The 18,219-nt window shown below is 52.3% G+C and carries 26 protein-coding genes; 15 read left to right on the top strand and 11 right to left on the bottom strand.

The genetic code is table 11. The features are described from left to right. Positions 1 to 22 precede the first annotated feature (22 nt). Entirely contained in the window at positions 23 to 244 is a 222-nt protein-coding gene (locus tag NVIE_RS13545; protein ID WP_144239763.1) for a hypothetical protein, read from the top strand. Here the strand turns inward: NVIE_RS13545 and NVIE_RS13540 are convergent. Beyond that, positions 211 to 582 carry a SemiSWEET family sugar transporter gene (locus NVIE_RS13540; protein WP_084790857.1) on the bottom strand — a complete coding sequence of 124 codons (372 nt, stop codon included), beginning with the start codon at positions 580 to 582 and terminating at the stop codon, positions 211 to 213. The two genes, NVIE_RS13545 and NVIE_RS13540, sit on opposite strands and share 34 nt — an antisense overlap. Before the next feature lie 36 nt (positions 583 to 618). Here NVIE_RS13540 and NVIE_RS15660 point away from each other — a divergent pair, with 36 nt between their 5' ends. The 4 genes from NVIE_RS15660 (at position 619) to NVIE_RS13525 (ending at position 4,828) form a co-directional block, all read left to right on the top strand. After that, positions 619 to 780: a hypothetical protein gene (locus tag NVIE_RS15660; protein WP_158435254.1), complete on the top strand. Its 162-nt coding sequence runs from the start codon at positions 619 to 621 to the stop codon at positions 778 to 780. Positions 781 to 848: 68 nt separating this feature from the next. After that, on the top strand, positions 849 to 2,825 hold the full coding sequence (locus NVIE_RS13535) for a DNA topoisomerase VI subunit B (protein ID WP_075055727.1): 1,977 nt from the start codon (positions 849 to 851) through the stop codon (positions 2,823 to 2,825). A gap of 3 nt (positions 2,826 to 2,828) precedes the next feature. Continuing rightward, a complete protein-coding gene (locus NVIE_RS13530; RefSeq protein ID WP_075055726.1) occupies positions 2,829 to 3,935 on the top strand; it encodes a DNA topoisomerase IV subunit A in 1,107 nt (368 codons plus the stop codon). A 47-nt stretch (positions 3,936 to 3,982) separates the two neighbouring features. Next, on the top strand, positions 3,983 to 4,828 hold the full coding sequence (locus NVIE_RS13525) for a hypothetical protein (RefSeq protein ID WP_144239762.1): 846 nt from the start codon (positions 3,983 to 3,985) through the stop codon (positions 4,826 to 4,828). On the opposite strand, the gene NVIE_RS13520 is transcribed toward NVIE_RS13525, so the two are convergent. Continuing rightward, positions 4,822 to 5,067 (bottom strand): hypothetical protein, encoded by a 246-nt coding sequence (locus NVIE_RS13520; protein WP_144239761.1) that lies wholly within the window; start codon positions 5,065 to 5,067, stop codon positions 4,822 to 4,824. The genes NVIE_RS13525 and NVIE_RS13520 overlap by 7 nt on opposite strands. Before the next feature lie 77 nt (positions 5,068 to 5,144). Here NVIE_RS13520 and NVIE_RS13515 point away from each other — a divergent pair, with 77 nt between their 5' ends. From NVIE_RS13515 to NVIE_RS13505, 3 genes are read left to right on the top strand one after another with little or no spacing between them, the layout of a single operon-like run. Then, positions 5,145 to 5,849 carry a M48 family metallopeptidase gene (locus NVIE_RS13515; protein WP_075055723.1) on the top strand — a complete coding sequence of 235 codons (705 nt, stop codon included), beginning with the start codon at positions 5,145 to 5,147 and terminating at the stop codon, positions 5,847 to 5,849. 31 nt (positions 5,850 to 5,880) lie between these two features. Further along, a complete protein-coding gene (locus NVIE_RS13510; protein WP_075055722.1) occupies positions 5,881 to 6,927 on the top strand; it encodes a tyrosine--tRNA ligase in 1,047 nt (348 codons plus the stop codon). After that, positions 6,924 to 7,412 (top strand): hypothetical protein, encoded by a 489-nt coding sequence (locus NVIE_RS13505; RefSeq protein ID WP_075055721.1) that lies wholly within the window; start codon positions 6,924 to 6,926, stop codon positions 7,410 to 7,412. Before NVIE_RS13510 ends, NVIE_RS13505 begins: the two co-directional genes overlap by 4 nt. Before the next feature lie 3 nt (positions 7,413 to 7,415). Here the strand turns inward: NVIE_RS13505 and NVIE_RS15655 are convergent, their stop codons facing one another. Next, the gene (locus tag NVIE_RS15655) at positions 7,416 to 7,589 is read right to left on the bottom strand and encodes a hypothetical protein (RefSeq protein ID WP_158435253.1); all 174 of its coding nucleotides are present in this window, start codon (positions 7,587 to 7,589) and stop codon (positions 7,416 to 7,418) included. 151 nt (positions 7,590 to 7,740) lie between these two features. Here NVIE_RS15655 and NVIE_RS13500 point away from each other — a divergent pair, with 151 nt between their 5' ends. Continuing rightward, positions 7,741 to 8,691, top strand: a complete 951-nt coding sequence (locus NVIE_RS13500) for an aldo/keto reductase (RefSeq protein ID WP_084790929.1) — start codon at positions 7,741 to 7,743, stop codon at positions 8,689 to 8,691. Here NVIE_RS13500 and NVIE_RS13495 read toward each other — a convergent pair. Further along, on the bottom strand, positions 8,657 to 9,430 hold the full coding sequence (locus tag NVIE_RS13495) for a TrmB family transcriptional regulator (RefSeq protein ID WP_075055719.1): 774 nt from the start codon (positions 9,428 to 9,430) through the stop codon (positions 8,657 to 8,659). The two genes, NVIE_RS13500 and NVIE_RS13495, sit on opposite strands and share 35 nt — an antisense overlap. A 58-nt stretch (positions 9,431 to 9,488) precedes the next feature. Between NVIE_RS13495 and NVIE_RS13490 the strand changes: the two genes are divergently transcribed. The 3 genes from NVIE_RS13490 (at position 9,489) to NVIE_RS13480 (ending at position 10,988) form a co-directional block, all read left to right on the top strand. Further along, positions 9,489 to 9,893, top strand: coding sequence for a hypothetical protein (locus tag NVIE_RS13490; RefSeq protein ID WP_084790854.1), 405 nt, complete (start codon positions 9,489 to 9,491; stop codon positions 9,891 to 9,893). Between the two features lie 70 nt (positions 9,894 to 9,963). Then, positions 9,964 to 10,488, top strand: coding sequence for a hypothetical protein (locus NVIE_RS13485; protein ID WP_144239760.1), 525 nt, complete (start codon positions 9,964 to 9,966; stop codon positions 10,486 to 10,488). A 239-nt stretch (positions 10,489 to 10,727) separates the two neighbouring features. Then, positions 10,728 to 10,988: a hypothetical protein gene (locus NVIE_RS13480; protein WP_075055717.1), complete on the top strand. Its 261-nt coding sequence runs from the start codon at positions 10,728 to 10,730 to the stop codon at positions 10,986 to 10,988. Positions 10,989 to 10,991: 3 nt separating this feature from the next. On the opposite strand, the gene NVIE_RS15695 is transcribed toward NVIE_RS13480, so the two are convergent. Then, positions 10,992 to 11,126: a C2H2-type zinc finger protein gene (locus NVIE_RS15695; RefSeq protein WP_144239758.1), complete on the bottom strand. Its 135-nt coding sequence runs from the start codon at positions 11,124 to 11,126 to the stop codon at positions 10,992 to 10,994. A 47-nt stretch (positions 11,127 to 11,173) separates the two neighbouring features. Next, positions 11,174 to 11,464: a four-helix bundle copper-binding protein gene (locus tag NVIE_RS13475; protein ID WP_227717393.1), complete on the bottom strand. Its 291-nt coding sequence runs from the start codon at positions 11,462 to 11,464 to the stop codon at positions 11,174 to 11,176. 1,120 nt (positions 11,465 to 12,584) lie between these two features. Here NVIE_RS13475 and NVIE_RS13470 point away from each other — a divergent pair. Further along, positions 12,585 to 13,964: a M20/M25/M40 family metallo-hydrolase gene (locus NVIE_RS13470; RefSeq protein WP_075056219.1), complete on the top strand. Its 1,380-nt coding sequence runs from the start codon at positions 12,585 to 12,587 to the stop codon at positions 13,962 to 13,964. Between the two features lie 34 nt (positions 13,965 to 13,998). Beyond that, positions 13,999 to 14,523, top strand: coding sequence for a hypothetical protein (locus NVIE_RS13465; RefSeq protein ID WP_075055715.1), 525 nt, complete (start codon positions 13,999 to 14,001; stop codon positions 14,521 to 14,523). A 6-nt stretch (positions 14,524 to 14,529) separates the two neighbouring features. Here NVIE_RS13465 and NVIE_RS13460 read toward each other — a convergent pair whose 3' ends face one another. Then, positions 14,530 to 14,718 (bottom strand): tautomerase family protein, encoded by a 189-nt coding sequence (locus tag NVIE_RS13460; RefSeq protein WP_075055714.1) that lies wholly within the window; start codon positions 14,716 to 14,718, stop codon positions 14,530 to 14,532. 62 nt (positions 14,719 to 14,780) lie between these two features. Here NVIE_RS13460 and NVIE_RS13455 point away from each other — a divergent pair, with 62 nt between their 5' ends. After that, positions 14,781 to 15,104 (top strand): Rieske (2Fe-2S) protein, encoded by a 324-nt coding sequence (locus NVIE_RS13455; RefSeq protein ID WP_075055713.1) that lies wholly within the window; start codon positions 14,781 to 14,783, stop codon positions 15,102 to 15,104. Between the two features lie 434 nt (positions 15,105 to 15,538). Here NVIE_RS13455 and NVIE_RS16205 read toward each other — a convergent pair whose 3' ends face one another. The 4 genes from NVIE_RS16205 to NVIE_RS15000 form a co-directional block, all read right to left on the bottom strand. Next, positions 15,539 to 15,664 (bottom strand): hypothetical protein, encoded by a 126-nt coding sequence (locus NVIE_RS16205; protein WP_258914135.1) that lies wholly within the window; start codon positions 15,662 to 15,664, stop codon positions 15,539 to 15,541. A gap of 121 nt (positions 15,665 to 15,785) precedes the next feature. Further along, positions 15,786 to 16,562 carry a Rieske 2Fe-2S domain-containing protein gene (locus tag NVIE_RS13450; RefSeq protein ID WP_075055712.1) on the bottom strand — a complete coding sequence of 259 codons (777 nt, stop codon included), beginning with the start codon at positions 16,560 to 16,562 and terminating at the stop codon, positions 15,786 to 15,788. A gap of 335 nt (positions 16,563 to 16,897) precedes the next feature. Next, complete coding sequence (locus NVIE_RS13445; RefSeq protein ID WP_144239757.1) at positions 16,898 to 17,734, bottom strand: hypothetical protein; 837 nt, start codon at positions 17,732 to 17,734, stop codon at positions 16,898 to 16,900. Beyond that, the gene (locus tag NVIE_RS15000; RefSeq protein ID WP_144239756.1) at positions 17,731 to 17,997 is read right to left on the bottom strand and encodes a hypothetical protein; all 267 of its coding nucleotides are present in this window, start codon (positions 17,995 to 17,997) and stop codon (positions 17,731 to 17,733) included. The genes NVIE_RS13445 and NVIE_RS15000 overlap by 4 nt, the downstream gene beginning before the upstream one ends. Positions 17,998 to 18,219: the final 222 nt, after the last annotated feature.

Genomic DNA, 18,219 nt, shown 5'->3' with positions numbered 1-18,219 from the left:
CGCATACACACACATGCAGGACATGGCCAAGTCAGCCGACTGCGTTGAAAACAACCACGGCAAATGCCAGGGGCATTTCAAGGAAGAGATGAACGGCTCCCAGGTCACGAGGATGTGCGCGTGCCCCTGCCACGACAATATGTACCAGCTGGTGAGAAACACGGTCGCGCTGATGGCGCAGGCTGAAAGGCAGAACCCGTACCACCTTGCTCAGGCGGCCAATGACGATGATGGGCGCCTGTAGATGCGCTTCATGTAGAGAAGCAGCAGGTTGAACGCGGTACCAAGGGCGTTTGCCCCTATTATCACCCAGTCATCCTTGAATATCCCGTACGCAAGCCAGAGCGTGGTGCCGGACGCATAGAGTGCCATCAGGTACGGCGAGACGTCCTGCATCTTTTTGGTCATGTAGCCCTTGAATATTTGCGGTAGAAAACTGCTGGTAGTGAGGCAGGCGGCAGCCGACCCAATCAGCGTAATGAAAATGCCGTCTGATATGACTTGCAGCAGCAGGGCTTGGGGTGGTAGCAGCGGTAACAGCACAACCGCCCATTGCCCGCCCGGCGTTAAAAAGCCTGCCATCAAGAATTAATAACTTGCACCGACACAACACAATGCGTGCTGCAGCTGAAAGACCTTGTAGACGGAACGGTGGTGGGTTCGGGCTCTGACTATATCGTCATCCAGAAGGGCAAAAAGAGGCTGCTGGTGGAATGTACAGGGTTCAAGGTGCAGGAGCTAAAGAGCCACGGTACGCCGTACGGATCCCAGTTTGACTAACATTTAGCACCAAGTCAACAAAAATTCCGTAAAAAGTTAAATTGAGTTACGGAGCCACATCTCAACGTTTGACGCAAAAGGCTACTACCGCCGAGGTTACTTCTGCCGCTGCTACTGCTGTTGTCAAGCCTGCAGATGTCCCGGCATCTCAAACACGGGCGGTACATCGAGGCAAGGTAAAATACGACAAAAAGGCAGAGTCGGAGTTCTTTGTGGACAACTCGGCGCTTGCAGGGTTTACTGGCGAGCGCATCCTCTACATGGCTGTCCGCGAGCTCATTGAAAACTCGCTTGACTCTTGCGAGAGCAGCCATATCCTGCCGAGGATTTCGCTGTCGCTCAAGATGGTAGACCCGGCAAACGAGATGTGGACCATCACATGCCAGGACAACGGCATAGGCATCCCGTCTGACAAGGTGCCGGTAGCGGTATGCTCGTTTCTGACATCGGGCAAGTACGTGGAAAAGCAGCAGCGCGGGCTCTTTGGCGTGGGATTGAAGATGATTGCCGCCTTTTCGACCAAAGACACCGACCACCCGCTGAAGGTGTGGAGCAAGTCCCTGGAAGAAGGCGCGGAATACTATTTCGAGCTGCGCACCGACATCAGCACCAACAGGCCAATAGTGCTTGCAAAAAGGCAGGTAAAGGAAGATGCCGCCATGAGCGGCGACTCGGGTTTTCGAGTCGAGGCGATGCTTCGGGCAAAGCTTTCCCCTATTACAAAAAGCAGGATCTACGATTACATCAGCCAGACCTCAGTCGTCAACCCTTACGCCCACATCGAGTTTGAGACCGACGAGGGCAAGGTCGCGTTTGACCGCAGGACGGACAGGATGCCCGAGCCGGCAAAAGAGGTGCTCCCGCACCCGGCAGACATGGACCTAAAGACGCTGAAAAAGGCCATCATGAATTTCATGAACCAGAAAACGACCCTGCAGGGAGTCCTTTCCGACTCGTTTCAAAAGCTGTCAAGCGAGAAGGCAAGGCAGATAATCTCGGAGGCCGGCCTTGAAAACAAGCCTGCCGACAAGTACGACGAGCACGAGCTCATCAAGGTGGTCAACATCTGCAAGCAGACGAAATTCCACATGCCAAACACCGACCACCTGAGCCCGATTGGCGAGGACATACTCACCGCAGGCATGACGCAGGAATACACGATAATCACGAACAAGGACGAGGCCGCGCAGGGCACGCAGCCGCAGCTTTCAGTCAAGATCCTAAAGCCGTCGCTTACCGCTTATTCGTCAAGGACGTGTGTCATCAACAACCGCCCGACGATAGTGGAATGCGGGATCGCGTACGGAGGCGACATCGGCTCGTTCAAGCTCTACAGGTTTGCAAACAAGATACCGCTTTTGTACGACGAGGGCTCTGACGTCGCAAGGGAAGTGGTATCAGAGGTAGAGATAAACAAGATGGGCATCTCCAAAAAGGAGGTCAAGGAGCAGTTTGCCAACCCCGATGCCAAGTCGGACAGGGCAGTCGAGTTGTTGCCGCTGCACATATTCTTCCACATCTGCTCGACAAAAATCCCGTACAAGACGGCCGGCAAGGAGAGCATCGCCTCAGAAGGCGAATTAAAGCGCTACATGAAAGCATGTTTATCTGATCTGTATCGCAAGGTCAGCGCCCAGATACGCAAGGAATTGCGCATGAAGGAGGCGCAGAGCAGGCTTTCTCTCTACAAGTACTACATACCGCTCATCGTAAATGCCATTTCTGAATCCATCAAGATAGACTCGCAAAAGCTCGAACAGGCGTTCACGCAGCTTGCCGAAAAGCACGTCTCTGGCGAGATAACCGCAACGCCGGTGCAAGAAAAAGAGGACGAGATAACCGGCGAGCGCATCGAGGAAGAAGCAGGCGAGGAGGTTGTGGAAGAAGAGATTGACGGCGAAGTTGTAAAGCGCTCAAAAAGCCAGTTGGCCATAAATGCGGCTAGGAGAAAGGGCGAGCGCAGCAAGCCCAAGAACAAGAAGGAAGGAGGTCAAACAACCCTTGACGCGGTCCTGACAAAAAAAGGCGGGAGGAAAAAGAAGTAGGACATGCCAACAAAAGACAAGCGCCATCAGGAAGTCATGAAAAAGATCGGCCTGATAATGAAGGACGTCAGCACCGACCTGATGATAGAAAAGACGATGCCGGTGCTCGACGTGCCAAAGGTAGGCTATGACAACACCGTCTGGTCCGACGAAAAGAGGATGCTGACGATAGGCGACAAGACGGTCAGGATAAGCCCCGACAGCACGAAAAAGATCCCCACGTTTGCGCAGTACCTCGTCATGGCAAACGCTATCCGCAAGCTGCTGGACGAGGAGATGGAAAGCACCATCAGGGGCATGTACTACGCAACGCTGAGCACTGTAGGCGATGAAAAGAACAAGCAAAAGTTCTGGAAGGGCCAGGACGAGTCCGACGACGCGATAAAGGCGCTGGAACTGTTGACCGGCACGCCCCGCGAAGAGTTCTCTGTTACTTCAAAGCCAAAAGGCATGATCTCCGGGCCGATAACGCTTCGCGTGGGAGGCGACATCATCGACTGCAACCTTGGGAGCAGGGCCACTTCTCAATTGATTCCGACCAACATCCGCGACCTGGAGATAGTAAAGGTCAAGGCCGACTTTGTGATGGTAGTCGAGAAAGACACCGTGCTTAACAACATACGCAAGTCCGGCTTTATCCAGAAATACAACGCAATACTGCTGACGGGCTCGGGCGAGCCGGACCGCGCAACGAGGATGATGGTCAAGACGCTCAACGAGGAATGGAAAAAGCCGGTGGTCGTTTTCGCGGACGCAGACCCGTGGGGCCTCGGCATCGCTCTGCGCTACAAGATCGGAAGCGAATCGTTGAGTTACGATAGCGACAGGCTGGTGACTCCAAACGCCAAGGTGCTCGGCATGATGTTCTCGGACATTTACGAATACAACATCCCGGAGGTTGCGAGGCTTGCAGCGTCCGACGAGGACATCAACAGGGCAAACGACATGAAGAAAAAGCCGTGGTTCCAGGACAAGCAGTGGCAGAAAGAGCTCGACCTCTTTTTGAAGCGCAAGGAAAAATGCGAGCTGGACGCGTTCTTCAAGCACGGTTTCAAGTATCTGGCTGAGGTATACCTGCCGCGGAAGCTGCGCGAAGCCGGCGTCATCTAGCAAAACTCCATAATGTTCAAAAACCACGTTCCCAGATACGGGAATAGTTGAAGCCGCTGCTTGCAGGCATGGCAGTATCATTGTTAATCCTTGCAGCAATCCCGGCTTACGCGCAGAATTCCTCTAGCAGTCTAAATGCGTATGCAGTTTATGTCTGCGATAAATCGTACGTAATTACATACAGTATCACGAGCGGCAGCGTCGACTCCATTAAAGTAAACGACAGGTATTCGAACATAACCGTAATGATCCAAGCGGACTCTGACGGCAAGCTGCTGATCAACCTGCCAGATAGTTTGTTGAACCGTATTTCTATCAATACAGAGTCTGAGCTAGTATTCTTCGTTGATCAGATAGAGGTATTTGCCAGCGTGACGCGTACCAATTCCAATGTTGCATTAGAGATCCCGTTTCAAAAGGGGAACAAGCAGATCGATATAGTTGGAACATTCCTGATAGGCGGAGGGACGATGACGCCCAGGAAGGGCAATTCCTTTGATGCAACCGTGGACGGAGGCATGGGATTCAAACTTGCGACAGTCACAAACGCAGACACGTGCAACTTTTCCTTCGATCAAGGCAAAAGGCAGCTGCATATAGAGATAAGCCGCACAGCCGATGAAGAAGGCTTTTTCCAGATTTCGCTGCCGCACGAATTCCTTGGAGGCCCGTACACGGTTCTTGCAGAAGGCCAGCCAGCAGAGTTTGAAAGTATGTTTTCCAACGCGACAGGCATAGATACGACCACAATTTCATTCCGGTACGATGGAGATAAAGTACACAATATCGACATAATTGGGACCACGGCCGTACCAGAATTTGGCACTGCGGCTATTACGGCAGTTGCGGTCGCTATGGCAATGATAGTTATTGCCCGCTTTAGGCATCAGTAGGCGTACGCTGAGTATTTTTTCCCAAAAATCTTGTCTGCAAGTTTTACCACCTGCGCCGCAGAATCGAGGTAACAGAACTCCTCTTCTCCAATCTGCACCACAAAAATGCCAGACGTGCTTCTGTTGACAAACATCTTTTTCTTTTTCCCGCCGGACTCGATCCTCACTCCCTCGTCGATGTCAAGAGATGATAAAGCCTTCTCAAGGCCGCCCTGTTTTATCCTGATGGCAACAGGCATTATCAACAGTTGTTTGAAAAAGGTGCAATATAATTGCGCACAAGACTTTAAAGCTGGCACGCAGGATTTCCGCTGGCTTGCTTTCGCTTCCGCTTGACGACGGCAGCATCCTGTGCATCAGCGTCAGGACGAGCAGCAGGGCAAGGCGCCTGCGCCTTGTTTCCGGCATACGCGGGGTCGAGGCGGTGGTGCCGGCAGGCTATGATGAGGACAAGCTGCAAGAGTTTGTGCAGTACAAGCGCGACTGGATAATCAAGACTGCAAACTATTACAGCAGGCTGCGCGAAAAAACCGGCCACACAGAATCCGATGTCGTCTATTATCTCGGCAGGAGGTACCGCGTGCGCCTAGTCAAGGACAGGCTTGCTTCTGCCATTGTTTCGGACGGGCTTGGCACGGCCACGTTCCACGTGACAGACATGCGCAGGTACAAGCGAGAGATAGAGCAGTGGTACAGAGAACAAACAGCAAAAGTCATCGCAGAGCGCCTGCCTGGCCTGAGCGCTAGGCTTGGCCTGACGTACAACAAGTTCACAGTAAAGCGCCAGAAATCGCGCTGGGCCAGCTGCTCAAAGAAAAGGAACCTGAACTTTAACCTGCTACTTTCCGCCGCGCCGGCAGAGGTCATCGATTATGTCATCGTGCACGAACTGTGCCACATTACAGAGATGAACCACTCTAAAAGGTTCTGGCAGCTGGTAGAGTCGGCAGACCCCGGCTACAGGCAGCACAAAGAGTGGCTCGAGGACCACTCTCCTGTCATAGGGGTACAAGGTTTATAGAACTGCGACGGCCCGCTTTTACGAGAGATAGATGGATGTTGAAGAGCGCGTCGCGCTTGTCATGAGAGAGCCTACAGAAGAAGTAATCACTGAAGGCGAGCTGAGGGCGCTCCTTGAGACAAAGAGCCGGCCAAGGCACTACATCGGGCTCGAAATATCCGGCATACTGCACCTTGGCAGCCTGATACTTACGGGTTTCAAGATAAACGACTTTATCAAGGCAGGAATCGACTGCACGGTCTTTCTTGCCGACTGGCACACATACATCAACGACAAGCTGGGAGGAGACTGGGACAGGATACGAAAGGTGTCGCAGTACTACGCCGACGCGTTCCAGTTCTTTTGCCCCGGAGTCAATGTCGTCACTGGCAGCGACCTGTACGAAAAGACGCCGGGATACTGGGAGAATTTCGTGCGCTTTTCAAAGCACATGACGCTTGCAAGGACCATGCGCTCGCTCACGATAATGGGCAGAAAAGAGACGGACAACATGGACCTCGGCCAGCTCCTGTACCCGCCCATGCAGTCAGTCGACATCAAGGCGCTTGACCTTGACATCGTGCATTCTGGGATGGACCAGCGCAAGATCCACATGCTTGTACGGGAGATATTCCCCAAGATGGGATGGAAGCCGCCAGTGTGCGTCCACCACCACCTGCTCCCCGGCCTTACAGAGCCGGTCAAGCTTGGCCTTGACGAAAACGCAACCGAAGACGCCAAGGTGTCAAGCAAGATGAGCAAGAGCAAGCCGGCAAGCGGGATTTTGATACACGACGATGAAAAGGCGATAAGGGAAAAGATAGCCAAGGCGTTCTGCCCAGTCGGCGTGGCGGAGGGCAACCCCGTGCTTGAGCTTGTGCGCTATGTCGCGTTCCACGAGTTTTCCGAGTTTACGGTAGAGAGGCCGGCCAAGTACGGCGGCAGCACGACGTACGGCGGCTATAAGGAAGTCGAAAGCGATTTTGTCGCAAAAAAAATCCACCCTATGGACCTGAAAAACGCGGCTGCGACGTACGTCAACAGGATAATCGAGCCGGTGTACAAACATTTCAAGGGAAGAGAGCCGGCGCTGAATTGAGCGGCGAGAAATCAGGCTTTTTCAAGCGGTACCGAGAAGCAATCAACTTTAACAGGAACATCATCATCGCAGGCCTGGGTGCGTTTTTCACCGGCGCGCTGGTGGCCCAGCTGTACTCGGGCTATGACAAAACCAGCAACAGCCTTGCCAACTCGGCAATCACGCTTGCCGCAGAATACTCGGTGTACATACCGGCGTTTGCTTTTCTGTACTACTGGGACAACAGGAGCAAGTACATCGAACCGGCGACAGGCAGGCGCGACGGCAAGAGGGTGAGAGCTGACATCAAAAAACTGCTTGCTACATTTTCAGTGTCTGAAGTGGCGTTTTCGCTCACCAAGGTCGGGGTGCAGTTCCAGCTGTTGCAGTCATCATCAGGCAATGATGCATACATTTCTGCAATGGCAGCGTCCATAGCGGCATGGGCAGTATTTTTCGTGCTTGTAAACTATATGGCAAGGCTCGTCAGGCTGTTCAAGAATTAATTATTACTCTCTGCACATGTTCTTGAGCAGGCGCAAGAGGTCATAGTAGTTTGACAGCTTGAAATAGCGCATCATGCCCTCGATCTCGCTGTCGTCGTATTCGGGATTGCGATACTTGCCCTTCCTGTTGAACGGCTTGTTTATGGCGCTCGTTATCGCTCGTAAGAGCTCTCGCACCCATCATATTAAAGAGGTTCGTGGATCATAAAATTCTTCTATTGCCGAAGATCAATAGTAGATAATATACATAAATTGCGCGTGGAATGATAGCAAGAGCGTGGAAACCGCGGCTCTTGGCGATCTAAGGGTGTGCAGGGTACTGAACGGCATGTGGCAGGTTGCAGGAGGCCATGGCAGGATAGAGCACGAAAAGGCAATCGGCGAAATGATGGCGTACCACGATTCCGGCTTTACCAGCTGGGACCTTGCCGACATTTACGGGCCGGCGGAGGATTTCATAGGCGGCTTCAGGAGGATGCTTGCTGAAGAAAAAGGCGAGAGCGAGCTGGCAAAAATGCAAGCGTTCACCAAGTTCGTGCCAGAGCCTGCGCGCATGACAAGGGCAGTGGTGGAGCAGGCTATCGAGCGCTCCCGGCGCAGGATGGGCGTCGAGTCGATAGACCTCGTGCAGTTCCATTGGTGGGACTATGCAAATCCCGCGTGGCTCGACGCGCTGGTGCACCTGTCGGAGCTCCGGGACGCAGGCAGGGTGCGCAACGTCGGCCTGACCAATTTTGACACGGACCACATGCAGGACATGGCCGACGCGGGGATCAAGATCGTTTCAAACCAGGTGCAGTACTCTATAATCGACCAGCGGCCGCAGGTAAAGATGCAAGAGTTTTGCAGCAAGAACAATTCTGTGATTCTTGCATACGGCACGGTGTGCGGCGGCCTCTTGTCAGAGAGATACCTTGGCAGTCCCGAGCCGGGAAACGCCCAGCTTGACACGCCGAGCCTGCGCAAGTACAAAAAGATGATAGACGTATGGGGCGGCTGGAAACTGTTTCAGGAACTGCTGGCGGCGCTAAAGCAGGTCGCTGCCAGGCACAACGCAAGTATTGCAAACGTGGCTGCGCGCTATATCCTTGACAGGCCGGCGGTTGCAGGGGTCATCATAGGCGCACGGCTTGGAATAGCGGAGCACAGGCATGACAACGCCCGCATCTTTGGGTTGAAGCTTGACGATGAAGACAGGGAGAGGATAGAGGCGGTGACTGCAAGGTCGCGCAACCTGTTTGAGCTCATCGGCGACTGCGGCGACGAGTACCGGTACTAGCAGCAGCCACCTGCCACACGCTGTCAAAGTACCGCGCAAAGTGGTCGGCGATCTCTTTTGACGTGACGAGTATCCCAATCTTGCCCTCCCACAACACCATCAGCAGCTTGTCCTGAAAGACGTCCATCGTGCCGGGGAGCGGGAACGGGACGAACCTCATATCGACCATGCCGGCGATCTCACGATAGTGCGCCGACCTGCTGAACGCGACCGTCCCGATGCCGCGCTGGGCTGCCATCCTCTTTTCCTTCTGGAAAAGGTAGAGTCGGGAGTAGAACGGCGTGGCGACGGGATGGTAATCGTCAAACGGGTAAAAGTAGCGCAGCACGTCGTTTTTCGACGCGTCCTTGAGCAGGATCTCGTAGGCGGTGCGGAGCCCCCTGTCCCCTGTAAATATCTCTGCCCCATGTGCCCTGTTCCTGTTTGCCACCTTGGCAAGCTCGACGACAAGCCCTTCTGCAGCCGCCTTTTGCGCCTTTAGAGCGTCCTCCTTTTTTTGCAAATAGTCGCGCAGGCGGTAAGGCTCGACTGCGTTAAAGTGCCTGATGTTTCCGATGGTCGCATGGCTGACCAGGCCCTTTGAGGCAAGGCGCTCCAGCACGTCGTAGACCTTCGAGTACGACACTTTAGAGTCCTTGACAACCGCTCCCACCCGTGAAGGCCCAAGCTTTAGCAGGGAAAGACGCGGGCCTCGCCCTGCGTGAGCCCAAGCTCCACCAGCTGCCGGTCTATCATCCACTTACCCCCTATGGGGGAGATGGTCCTTATCTAGTTATCCTTGCTCAGATACTGCACATATGAGCAATGAGCCAAGAAAAGTGATTGTCAAGACGCTGACTACCAGCAAGAGCGCGCAAGACGCGTTTGCGTATTTTGAGGACATGAAAAACCTGGAAGCAGGAGGCGCCATCAAGTCGCTTGTCAAGACCGGCGACGGCGGATGGTGGTCCGGCGACACGCCTGTGGGAAAGGCAAGGATAAGGCACGCCCTTGTTTCAAAAGAGCATGGCATACTTGACCACGTCTTTGCATGGCAGGACGTCACGTGGGATGTCTATGTGCGCGTGATTCCAAACAAGGCCGGCGCGACGGTCAGTTGGACGTTTGTACGGCCAGACGGCATGACTGACGGGCAGTTTGAGGAGCAACTGAAGGCATTTGACGCCGAGATCGGGAACTGGAAGCGCGACCTCGAGAAATAGAGCAGAGCACTAGAGTACAGAAAGAGCTTACTCAAGTCTTAACTATTATGCGCTTTCCGGAATTGTGAGGATGAGAACGGGGTACATAGCTGCAGGAGTGGCCGCGGTGGCGGCAATAATCTTTGTTTCGCTGCTTGCGGCCAGCAGCTACGCCAACGCAAACCTCCAGTACAGGTCGCGCGGGGCGCAGGGGTACAACTTTTCCCAGTCGTCCACAGACGTTGCGATGGATGTGTGCAACCCGACGCCTTTTCCAGCGGGCTTTGACAGGCTGCAGTTCGTGGCGACGTACAAGGACAGCGACTTTGCCACGATGGAATTTGAAAATGGCTCCGTCCCGGCAAATGCTGCTACCACAGTGGACGGCGCGCTCCAGATAAACGGCAGGGCGGCCCTTGCGGCAGTGTTCCAGTCGTTTGCAGACAGCCTGAACGGCAAGAGTAGTGCAGGCGACGCCGGCATGAAGGTAAAGATGACATTGGAATCCAGGCTGCTTGGCCTTGTGCCAGTATCGCAGAGCAAGGAGATGTCCGGGGACGAGTTTTCGCAGATGATGAGTGGCAAGAGCGGATTTAGTTGCCCGGTAAATGACTGATGGGCAGCCGCTGATATTATATTATTAGATTATATTGCATCCCCAAGCAAGATTTCTTTGCACCGTGATTCCTCCGGGCGTGTGTACGCGGCTCCTCTGTTCCCGGAGCTTGCACCTTGCCTTGGAGGGCTGCTGTCACGGTGCGCACCTCCTTTTCGCAGATTTTTTATCCGCGTTTTGCGTTATCTTGGCTATGCCGGTAGTAGTAGAGCCGGCGGCTGACATGGAGGGATAACAAGGTGAAACCGTTTATCATGCTAGGGGTAAGCGCGGTGATCGTTGCAGGCCTCTTGCTGAGCGTCAGCGTGGGCGCCTATTCGCAGTTCCTGGCCGGAAATAGTAGCGAGGAATTCAAGCCGAGGTGCGGAAGAGGCTGCAGCACGGCGCATGTCCCGCCCGCATTTGTGGTGCATTATCCCAACCTGCTCATCGCAGGTTTGCTGTCAGGGTCTTTTGGCGTCGCGCTCCTGATAATCAGGCGCCAAGAAATCGAAGGCTAGAACCTAGACTCCCACATGGTCAAAGTTAATCTCGCCGGCATAGCGCACCTTTGGCTTTCTGCCGTGCACCTGCCTGTGGCGCTCTAGATGCTCCTTGTCGTCAAATTCCATGTCGCATTTTTTGCACTTGAAAGCCATCCATGCAATCACTCCTGTTATTTTGACATGAACAGGCTGTGCAGTCTTTATTTCGTCATGCGCCTGCATTCGTCGGCACAGCTGCGGCACTGCTCTGCGCACATTTTGCAGTGGTCGACGGTATGCCGGTTGCATTCTTTTGCGCATGCGTCGCAGACAGTCGCGCACAGGTCGCAGAACTGCTTTGCAAACTGGCTGTCCATCGACATCAGCGATGCAGAAGTCCAGCAGACGGCCGCGCATTCCCTGTTTATCTGGGCGCAACTTGCCATCATCTTTACGTCCGATTCTTTAAGGTCAGACGTAGCACAGAACTCGCACGCCTCGGCGCAGCGCATGCAGGCATCTATGCAGCTTTGCCATTTTGAATTTTGAAGGCTAGTACTGCTACTACTACTTGCCATGCAGGATTATGGCAATTATCATTTTAATGACTTTGCAGCGCAGCGCCATAACTTGTCAAGGATTTAGACGCTGCTAAAACACACGGAGCTAGGATTTGTTGCGTCTTTGCTTCCATATTATAAAACCAACAAAGGCAGCCACTATTGCGACAGCAGGAGCCAAGCGATAAGCCAGAAAAACAGTATTGGTTCTCCCCTCTACATGAATTGCGACTTCCTCTGTGTTCTGTCCTGAATCAGTTGAATTGGTGCTGTCGGTTTGCGCCAAAGCTTCGCCACCGCAGGAACAAGATGACGCGATTGTGATCGTCACGCCTACTGCAGCAAGGAGGATCAACTGTAACTTTACAGTCATCGAGTAGCTCTACTACGAGAGTGTAATATTGTTATTATCCTTCCTTGTCGGTTGATGATTGCCGTTTGAAAGGCTGTAACGGCGCGGCGCATGCTAGCAAATTCTGATCGGGTCGTATTTTGGCTGTGTCAATCTGATGACTTTTAATGGCAGATTGCAATAACCGAACCTGATTACAAGAGAATATGTATGAAAATTACAAGATGAAGAGTTATCTAAAGGCATCTATTATGCTATTTTTCGCGATCCAATACTGCTTTCTATCTTTCTCTTGATAATCATAGGAGCTATCATACAATTTTATCCTTATTCATTCGGTCTAGATGATAGCATTATTCCGTTGGTGCTAATTTTTGTGGGAATTGTGCTTGCTGCGAGTTATGTATTTTGGAAGAGCAAAAGCCCGTAAGAGGCTCTGTTAATTTACCGTCGGCTAGGCATCTGTCTCATATATCATTGAGCAAACGATAAGTTAACAGAGCCCCTGAAAGTACACTGTTAAGTTGGCTGCTGATTTCCATCTTTTCTGCCAGGCGTTAACTTGCGGGTGATATTGTGCGACGTACAGGTGTTCACCATGCCAAAAAACCATCCGTAACTTAACATCCGAATAAAAAGGGCAAAATGCGCAGCCAACTTAACAGTGTACCTGAAAGCAACCTTTATTTTCAATATCTTGAGTGTTACCGACTATTGATGATGACGATAGACTCCCTCGTCGACGCCGGAATGAACGACCTGATCTCGGACCTGCAGGCGCTAATCAGGCAGCCGAGCGTCTCGGCAAAAAAGGTCGGCCTCGTTGAATGCGCAAACCTTGTCGCCAAGATGATGCAAAAGGCAGGCATCAACTCCGAGGTGCTGTACCTCGACGATGACGACAAGACCGTGCCGCCCATCGTCTATGGCGAAGTGAAATCAAGGGCAAACCCTGCCGCCAAGACGCTTCTCTTTTACAACCACTACGACGTGCAGCCGGAGGAGCCGCTGGAGCTGTGGGAGGACGAGCCGTTCAGCGGCACCGTCAAGGACAACAAGGTCTTTGGGCGGGGCTCGGCGGACGACAAGGGCGAGCTGATAACCCGCATCAAGGCAGTCGAGTATTTCCTGAAGGAGACTGGCGACGTCCCCTGCAACATCAAGTTCATGGTGGAAGGAGAGGAGGAGGTCGGGAGCGTGCATGTCGAGCAGTACCTGAAAAAATACGAAGAAAAACTTGCGTGCGACGGCGTGATATGGGAGTTTGGCTACGTCGACGCAAAGGACAGGCCGATAATAAGCCTCGGCATGAAGGGCCTCCTGTACGTCGAGCTCATTGCAACAGGACCGTCGAGGGACGCGCATTCCAGCCTTGCGGTGCTCATCGAAAACCCGGCGTGGCGGCTTGTGTCGGCGCTATCGACGATGCGCGACGAAAAGTCAGGCAGGGTCACGATAAAGGACTGGTACAAGGAGGTCAGGCCGTTTACAAAGCAAGAGCTTGCGGTCATTTCAAGAGAGCCGTTTGACGAGGGGGAATTCAAGAACGAGTACGGCATCAGGCGCTTTGTGGCAGGCGCCCGGGGCAAGGACGCCAAAAAGGCGCTTGTCGGGATGCCTACCTGCAACATCGCCGGCTTTGACTCGGGCTACATCGGCGAGGGAGCAAAAACGGTGCTCCCGGCAAGGGCGCGGGCAAAAATCGACTTCCGCCTCGTGCCGGGCATGGTGCCTGAAAGGCAGCTGGCGCGGCTGAAAAGGCACCTGAAGGACCACGGCTTTTCAGACATACAGGTCAATTTCATCCACGGCGAGGCGGCGGCAAGGACTCCCATCTCCGACCCGTTCGTGAAAAAGGTGGACGAGGCGGCAAGGAAGGCGTTTGGCAGTTCCATACGGAGCGTGTCTTCTGCCGGCACCGGCCCGATGTACTCGTTTGTCAAGGTGCTCAAGGCGCCCTGCATATCCGTCGGGAGCACGTACATGTTTGCGCGCATCCACTCGCCAAACGAGTTTGCGAGAATAGACCTCCTGAACAAGTGCACGAAATGCATGGGCAGGATAATCGAAAAGTTTGCCGCCCAAGACACATTAGGTTAATAACAAAGGATCACAGACATACATAACACAATCGTTGAAACGCGGCTACTATGTCCTGATAGGCGGCGCGGCGCTCTTTGCGATAGGCATCGCGCTGACCGTGGTATGGGCGCTCCCGATAGCAGAGCAGCTGCAAAAAGACACGACGATATTGCAGGAAGTGTCGCTTGCCGCAGGCAGGTCCGCGTCTGCCGAGTTCAATGTCGCAGACCCAGAAAGGACGCTTTCGGTGGTGGTCTCGGCGAGAAATTCCGTCCCCATGACGGCAGTCCTTGCCGGGCCGGACGGAAGCGAGGTCCTGAGCAAAGAGTTTAGCGAGACGCTGGCAGAAGGGACGGTGCCCGCGCAGGCAGGCAGCCACAGGCTGACTGTCACAAACAACGGCGGCACGGACACGTCAATAGACATCGTGCTCGGCTACATACCGGGCGTGGGCCAGGACAACGTTAACACAGAGATGTTCAGCGGAGTCATCGCAGGCGTCGGAACAGTCATCGCAGGCATTATGGCAATGATAGCAGGCGTAGTTGTCGTTGTACTTGACAGGCGCAAAAAATAGCCACAGTCACATATCAAGTCCAAGCACGCCGGCGTTGCCCCAGTTCTCCTTTGACACCTCGTAGATGAGGACGCGCACCGCGTCTTCCTTTGCGTTCAATATGCGCGCAGTTTCTTTTGTCAGCACCTTTACAAGCTCGCGCTTTTGCTCCACCGTCCTACCTTGGCTCAGGTTATCGTGATATCTTTTTGTCAAATGCTGCAAGATTGAATGTCCATCCAGGAATCTTTTATTAGCCAAGAAGTGATATTTTAGACGTGACCGTCTCGAAAATTTCTTTAAAGAAGGATGATGTGCAAGAGGGCAAACTCGTGAAAGTCGATGTCAACGGCAAATCAATTGTATTGACAAAAATAAAGGACAAGTTCTATGCCATGGATTCGGTATGTTCGCACGAAGGAGGCCCGCTGGAAGAAGGAATTTTAGAAGAAGATTACAACCTGGTTTGCCCCTGGCATCAGGGAATATTTGATATACGCACAGCAAAAGCCTCTCTTGATACGGATTGGGTCACCAATCTGCATTCATATCCCGTCATTATCGATGAAAAAACTCTGGAAATCTCGATTGACACTGGTTAGTGTATTATTCATTAACCTTGGAGGTAGCCGAGATATACAGCAGTGTTTCAGAACATTGAAAGACACCAGAGTAAAGGTGACTATGCCATGGAAAGGAAATGTATCAAATCTACTGCTGCGGACATAGGCCTCACTAATTACAGGGGCAAAAGAGGTGTTAGAGAAAACAAAAAGCACTAGTCAGCGATAAACTGTGTCCATTTTCTTTGAATTCAATGATTCTCGAGCCAAACATCTCTTTGTTCATCACTTTTTTGTCGAGATAAAAGGACAAGTTACGTGGGACATTCTATGGAATGTGGCAACAGGTATTTTTCCCGGTCTGTTGATTTGCCTGTCATTGCACCGCAGTTTACATTATTCCCAGAGCTATTGGCCTGCATTATTATCTCGTTGCTCGATATGCAATGCTTGTGCCTTCCTTCCCGGGCGGACTATTTTTCCTCAGATAGTTTCTTTCCTAGAATTAATTCTGCCATTTCTATGCATCGTCTCACAAGGTCTTTTGCCCCGTCATGCAGATCCGTCGTCCTTTCCACGTATGCAATGTTGTCCTCCATGTCCTCAGCAGACCATCCTCTGGAATGAGCAATATATGGAAACGGCGGAACACGAAGCCGAGCTCTGCAAAGAATCCGAGCATGTGGCCTGCAACATCCTGTATGTTATCCTGTCCTCCGGTTAGATAAATGACGCAACCTTATTCTGGATCAGAACCCTGTCGCTAATCGTGATTTGATTTTGAATGCAATTCATCCTTTCCGCCATCTTGTAATACAATGAGCTGGCAGCACCCCATCTAATCTGGGTTGAAACTATGATAACGTCTCCCCAGTGCACCAATGCTTCGTAAACGCGATCAAGCTCGTCAGTTTTGTCCATCTGGGTAATAGAGCAGGGCCAGGTGCATGCCCTGGCAGCCTTGGAGTAATACCCCTCGCAATTTCGAAATTTCAGGTCATTCAACCGAATAAGAATGGTCTGTGCTCCTAGAACTGTCCTTGCATGTTCTATTGCAATTTCGAGCAGCTTGTCAGATGTGGAATATCTGGGATTTTTTGAGTCCGTGGCAGTTGTAGATATGCCAACAACCCTGATAGGCCCCTCCTCGCGCTTTACCGGCCTAGATAGACGGTGTGGAGCATGCTGAAGCTTGTTTCTTTCCGTAACCGGTTGGAAGTTGATGTAGAGATTCCCATTCTCTATCTTGAGCTCATATTGTGGTACACGATCATCTTCGAAACCTGGCTCACCAAATCCAGTCATTCTGTGAAACTTCCAGTTATGCCATGGGCATACAACATAGTCACCATCGAATCGTCCGCGACCCAAAGGTCCGCCTACGTGATTACATATGTTCGATATTGCTCCAAATTTTCCGTCCTTGTACGAAAGAGCTATTGTGGTGTGACCTATTGCGATCTCTCTTAGAGGAGGGTCTTTGAGCCGTCCAGCCATTCTTCAAATTCTCTAATTTTGCCTCTTTTGGCCGTCCGAGTAACAATGATTGTCACCGGTTCATCTTTGTTACTACGTTCCTTGTCCATCCTGTATTTGTTATGCAAGGCTGAGACTAATAATTTCCTCTAACGGATCAGTCATAAACATCGTAGAGAAAATAGAGAGATTACCTTGTAATGTGCCAATAAGAATAGTTTGATGTTTCCCCACCAATTTTTAGTAGCTTTTGCAATTACCACTATTCCCATAGAGATCCAAGGATTTTGGCTTTCTAGATTACAGGCATGTGTCTGTGTTGTTAAGTACAGGCACGCGCGCGCGTTATTTCAGCTCTACGTCTTTGTCAGGCGATGATTAGGGGCGTCGGTTTTGTAGTCTTCCTTCTCCTTTTTTTCGCCCTCGGGGAATCCAAGAAGGAGCGCGGTGATCGAGCCTAGGATGGCGCCGTAAACCACGTGCAGGAGGATAGAGCCTGCAAGAACCGACGACATTAGGTCGACGGCCTTGTTCTGGAGGACGTCTGCAGAAGTGCCGGGCGGATAAATGCCTGCAAGAATCCTCACGAGCGAAGGTTCCACTTCAAACCGGGTCAGCGGGACAAAGAGCACAGAGAACGCGATAAAGCCCGCCAGGATGCCGACTCCCGTCCCCTTTGCCATGCCGGTTATGTTGAAGGGCCCCACCACAGCCGTGAGGTAGCCAAACACCGCGCCTATCAGGGTCCCCATCATCAAATGCAGGACAGCGCCAAAGAATATCGCAGTAGAAACGTCAAGGCCGCCCATCGCGATGCCGATTATGGAATAAAAGGTGCCAAGGGGAAGCCCGAGCAGCGCGTCGCCCCCGATTATCAGGCTCACGAGTATCGCCGCTGCAAAAAAGCCTGCGGCAGTACCAGACCACAGGGACCTGATCCTGTGCCGGTATTCTGCCTCGTCACGAACCTTGTGTTCAGGTACCGCCGCCTGAGCTGCAACCCGCCGCCTGGGCACGAGAAACACGAGAACCGCTATGAGCGGAAAAGCCAGGGCAGGGATAAGGATCTGCATGACAGGCAGCACCGAGGCCGGCCTTGCGGAGCCAAACAGGTATGGAACGATGGAAAAGACATAGACCACTGCCACAAGCCCCGCAATTATGAAGATCGCGGCTATCATCCTTGAATTCATTTTGCACTTACTCCCTCCTCCTTGGCGCAGCGGCAGAAGGAACTGCATTCCTGCTGTTCTTTTCTAACCCATCCGCGCCCGTCGCAGCAGTTGCACCTCTCCTCAGTCGCGAGGGGAAGCGACAGGCAGAAGGGATTGACGCGGTTGTTTTTGATGCATTGAATAGAGCCTGACCCTGCGCATACAGGGCACTTTACAATGACGCTTGGCAAGCCTTCTTCTTCTCCCCTTCCGTTGCCAAGGTGCAAAGCAACTGTTCCCATTCTGATCATGTACTATCCCACGTACGAAAATATAAATTTGAACTAACTGTTGCTTTTTACAGATATAATACATGATCATATTTCTAATTACAAATTTCCATATTATTAATATGGACATCATGAAAAATTTACTTCATGCATAAGGGCCGCCTGGCTACAGCTTGTAGATATGCTGCCAGAGCACGCAAGGGCGCCGCCTCGCTTCCTTTTGACACCCGGCAG

It is taken from the genome of Nitrososphaera viennensis EN76, assembly GCF_000698785.1.
Classification (GTDB): domain Archaea; phylum Thermoproteota; class Nitrososphaeria; order Nitrososphaerales; family Nitrososphaeraceae; genus Nitrososphaera; species Nitrososphaera viennensis.
This window is presented reverse-complemented; position numbering and strand designations above follow the sequence as displayed.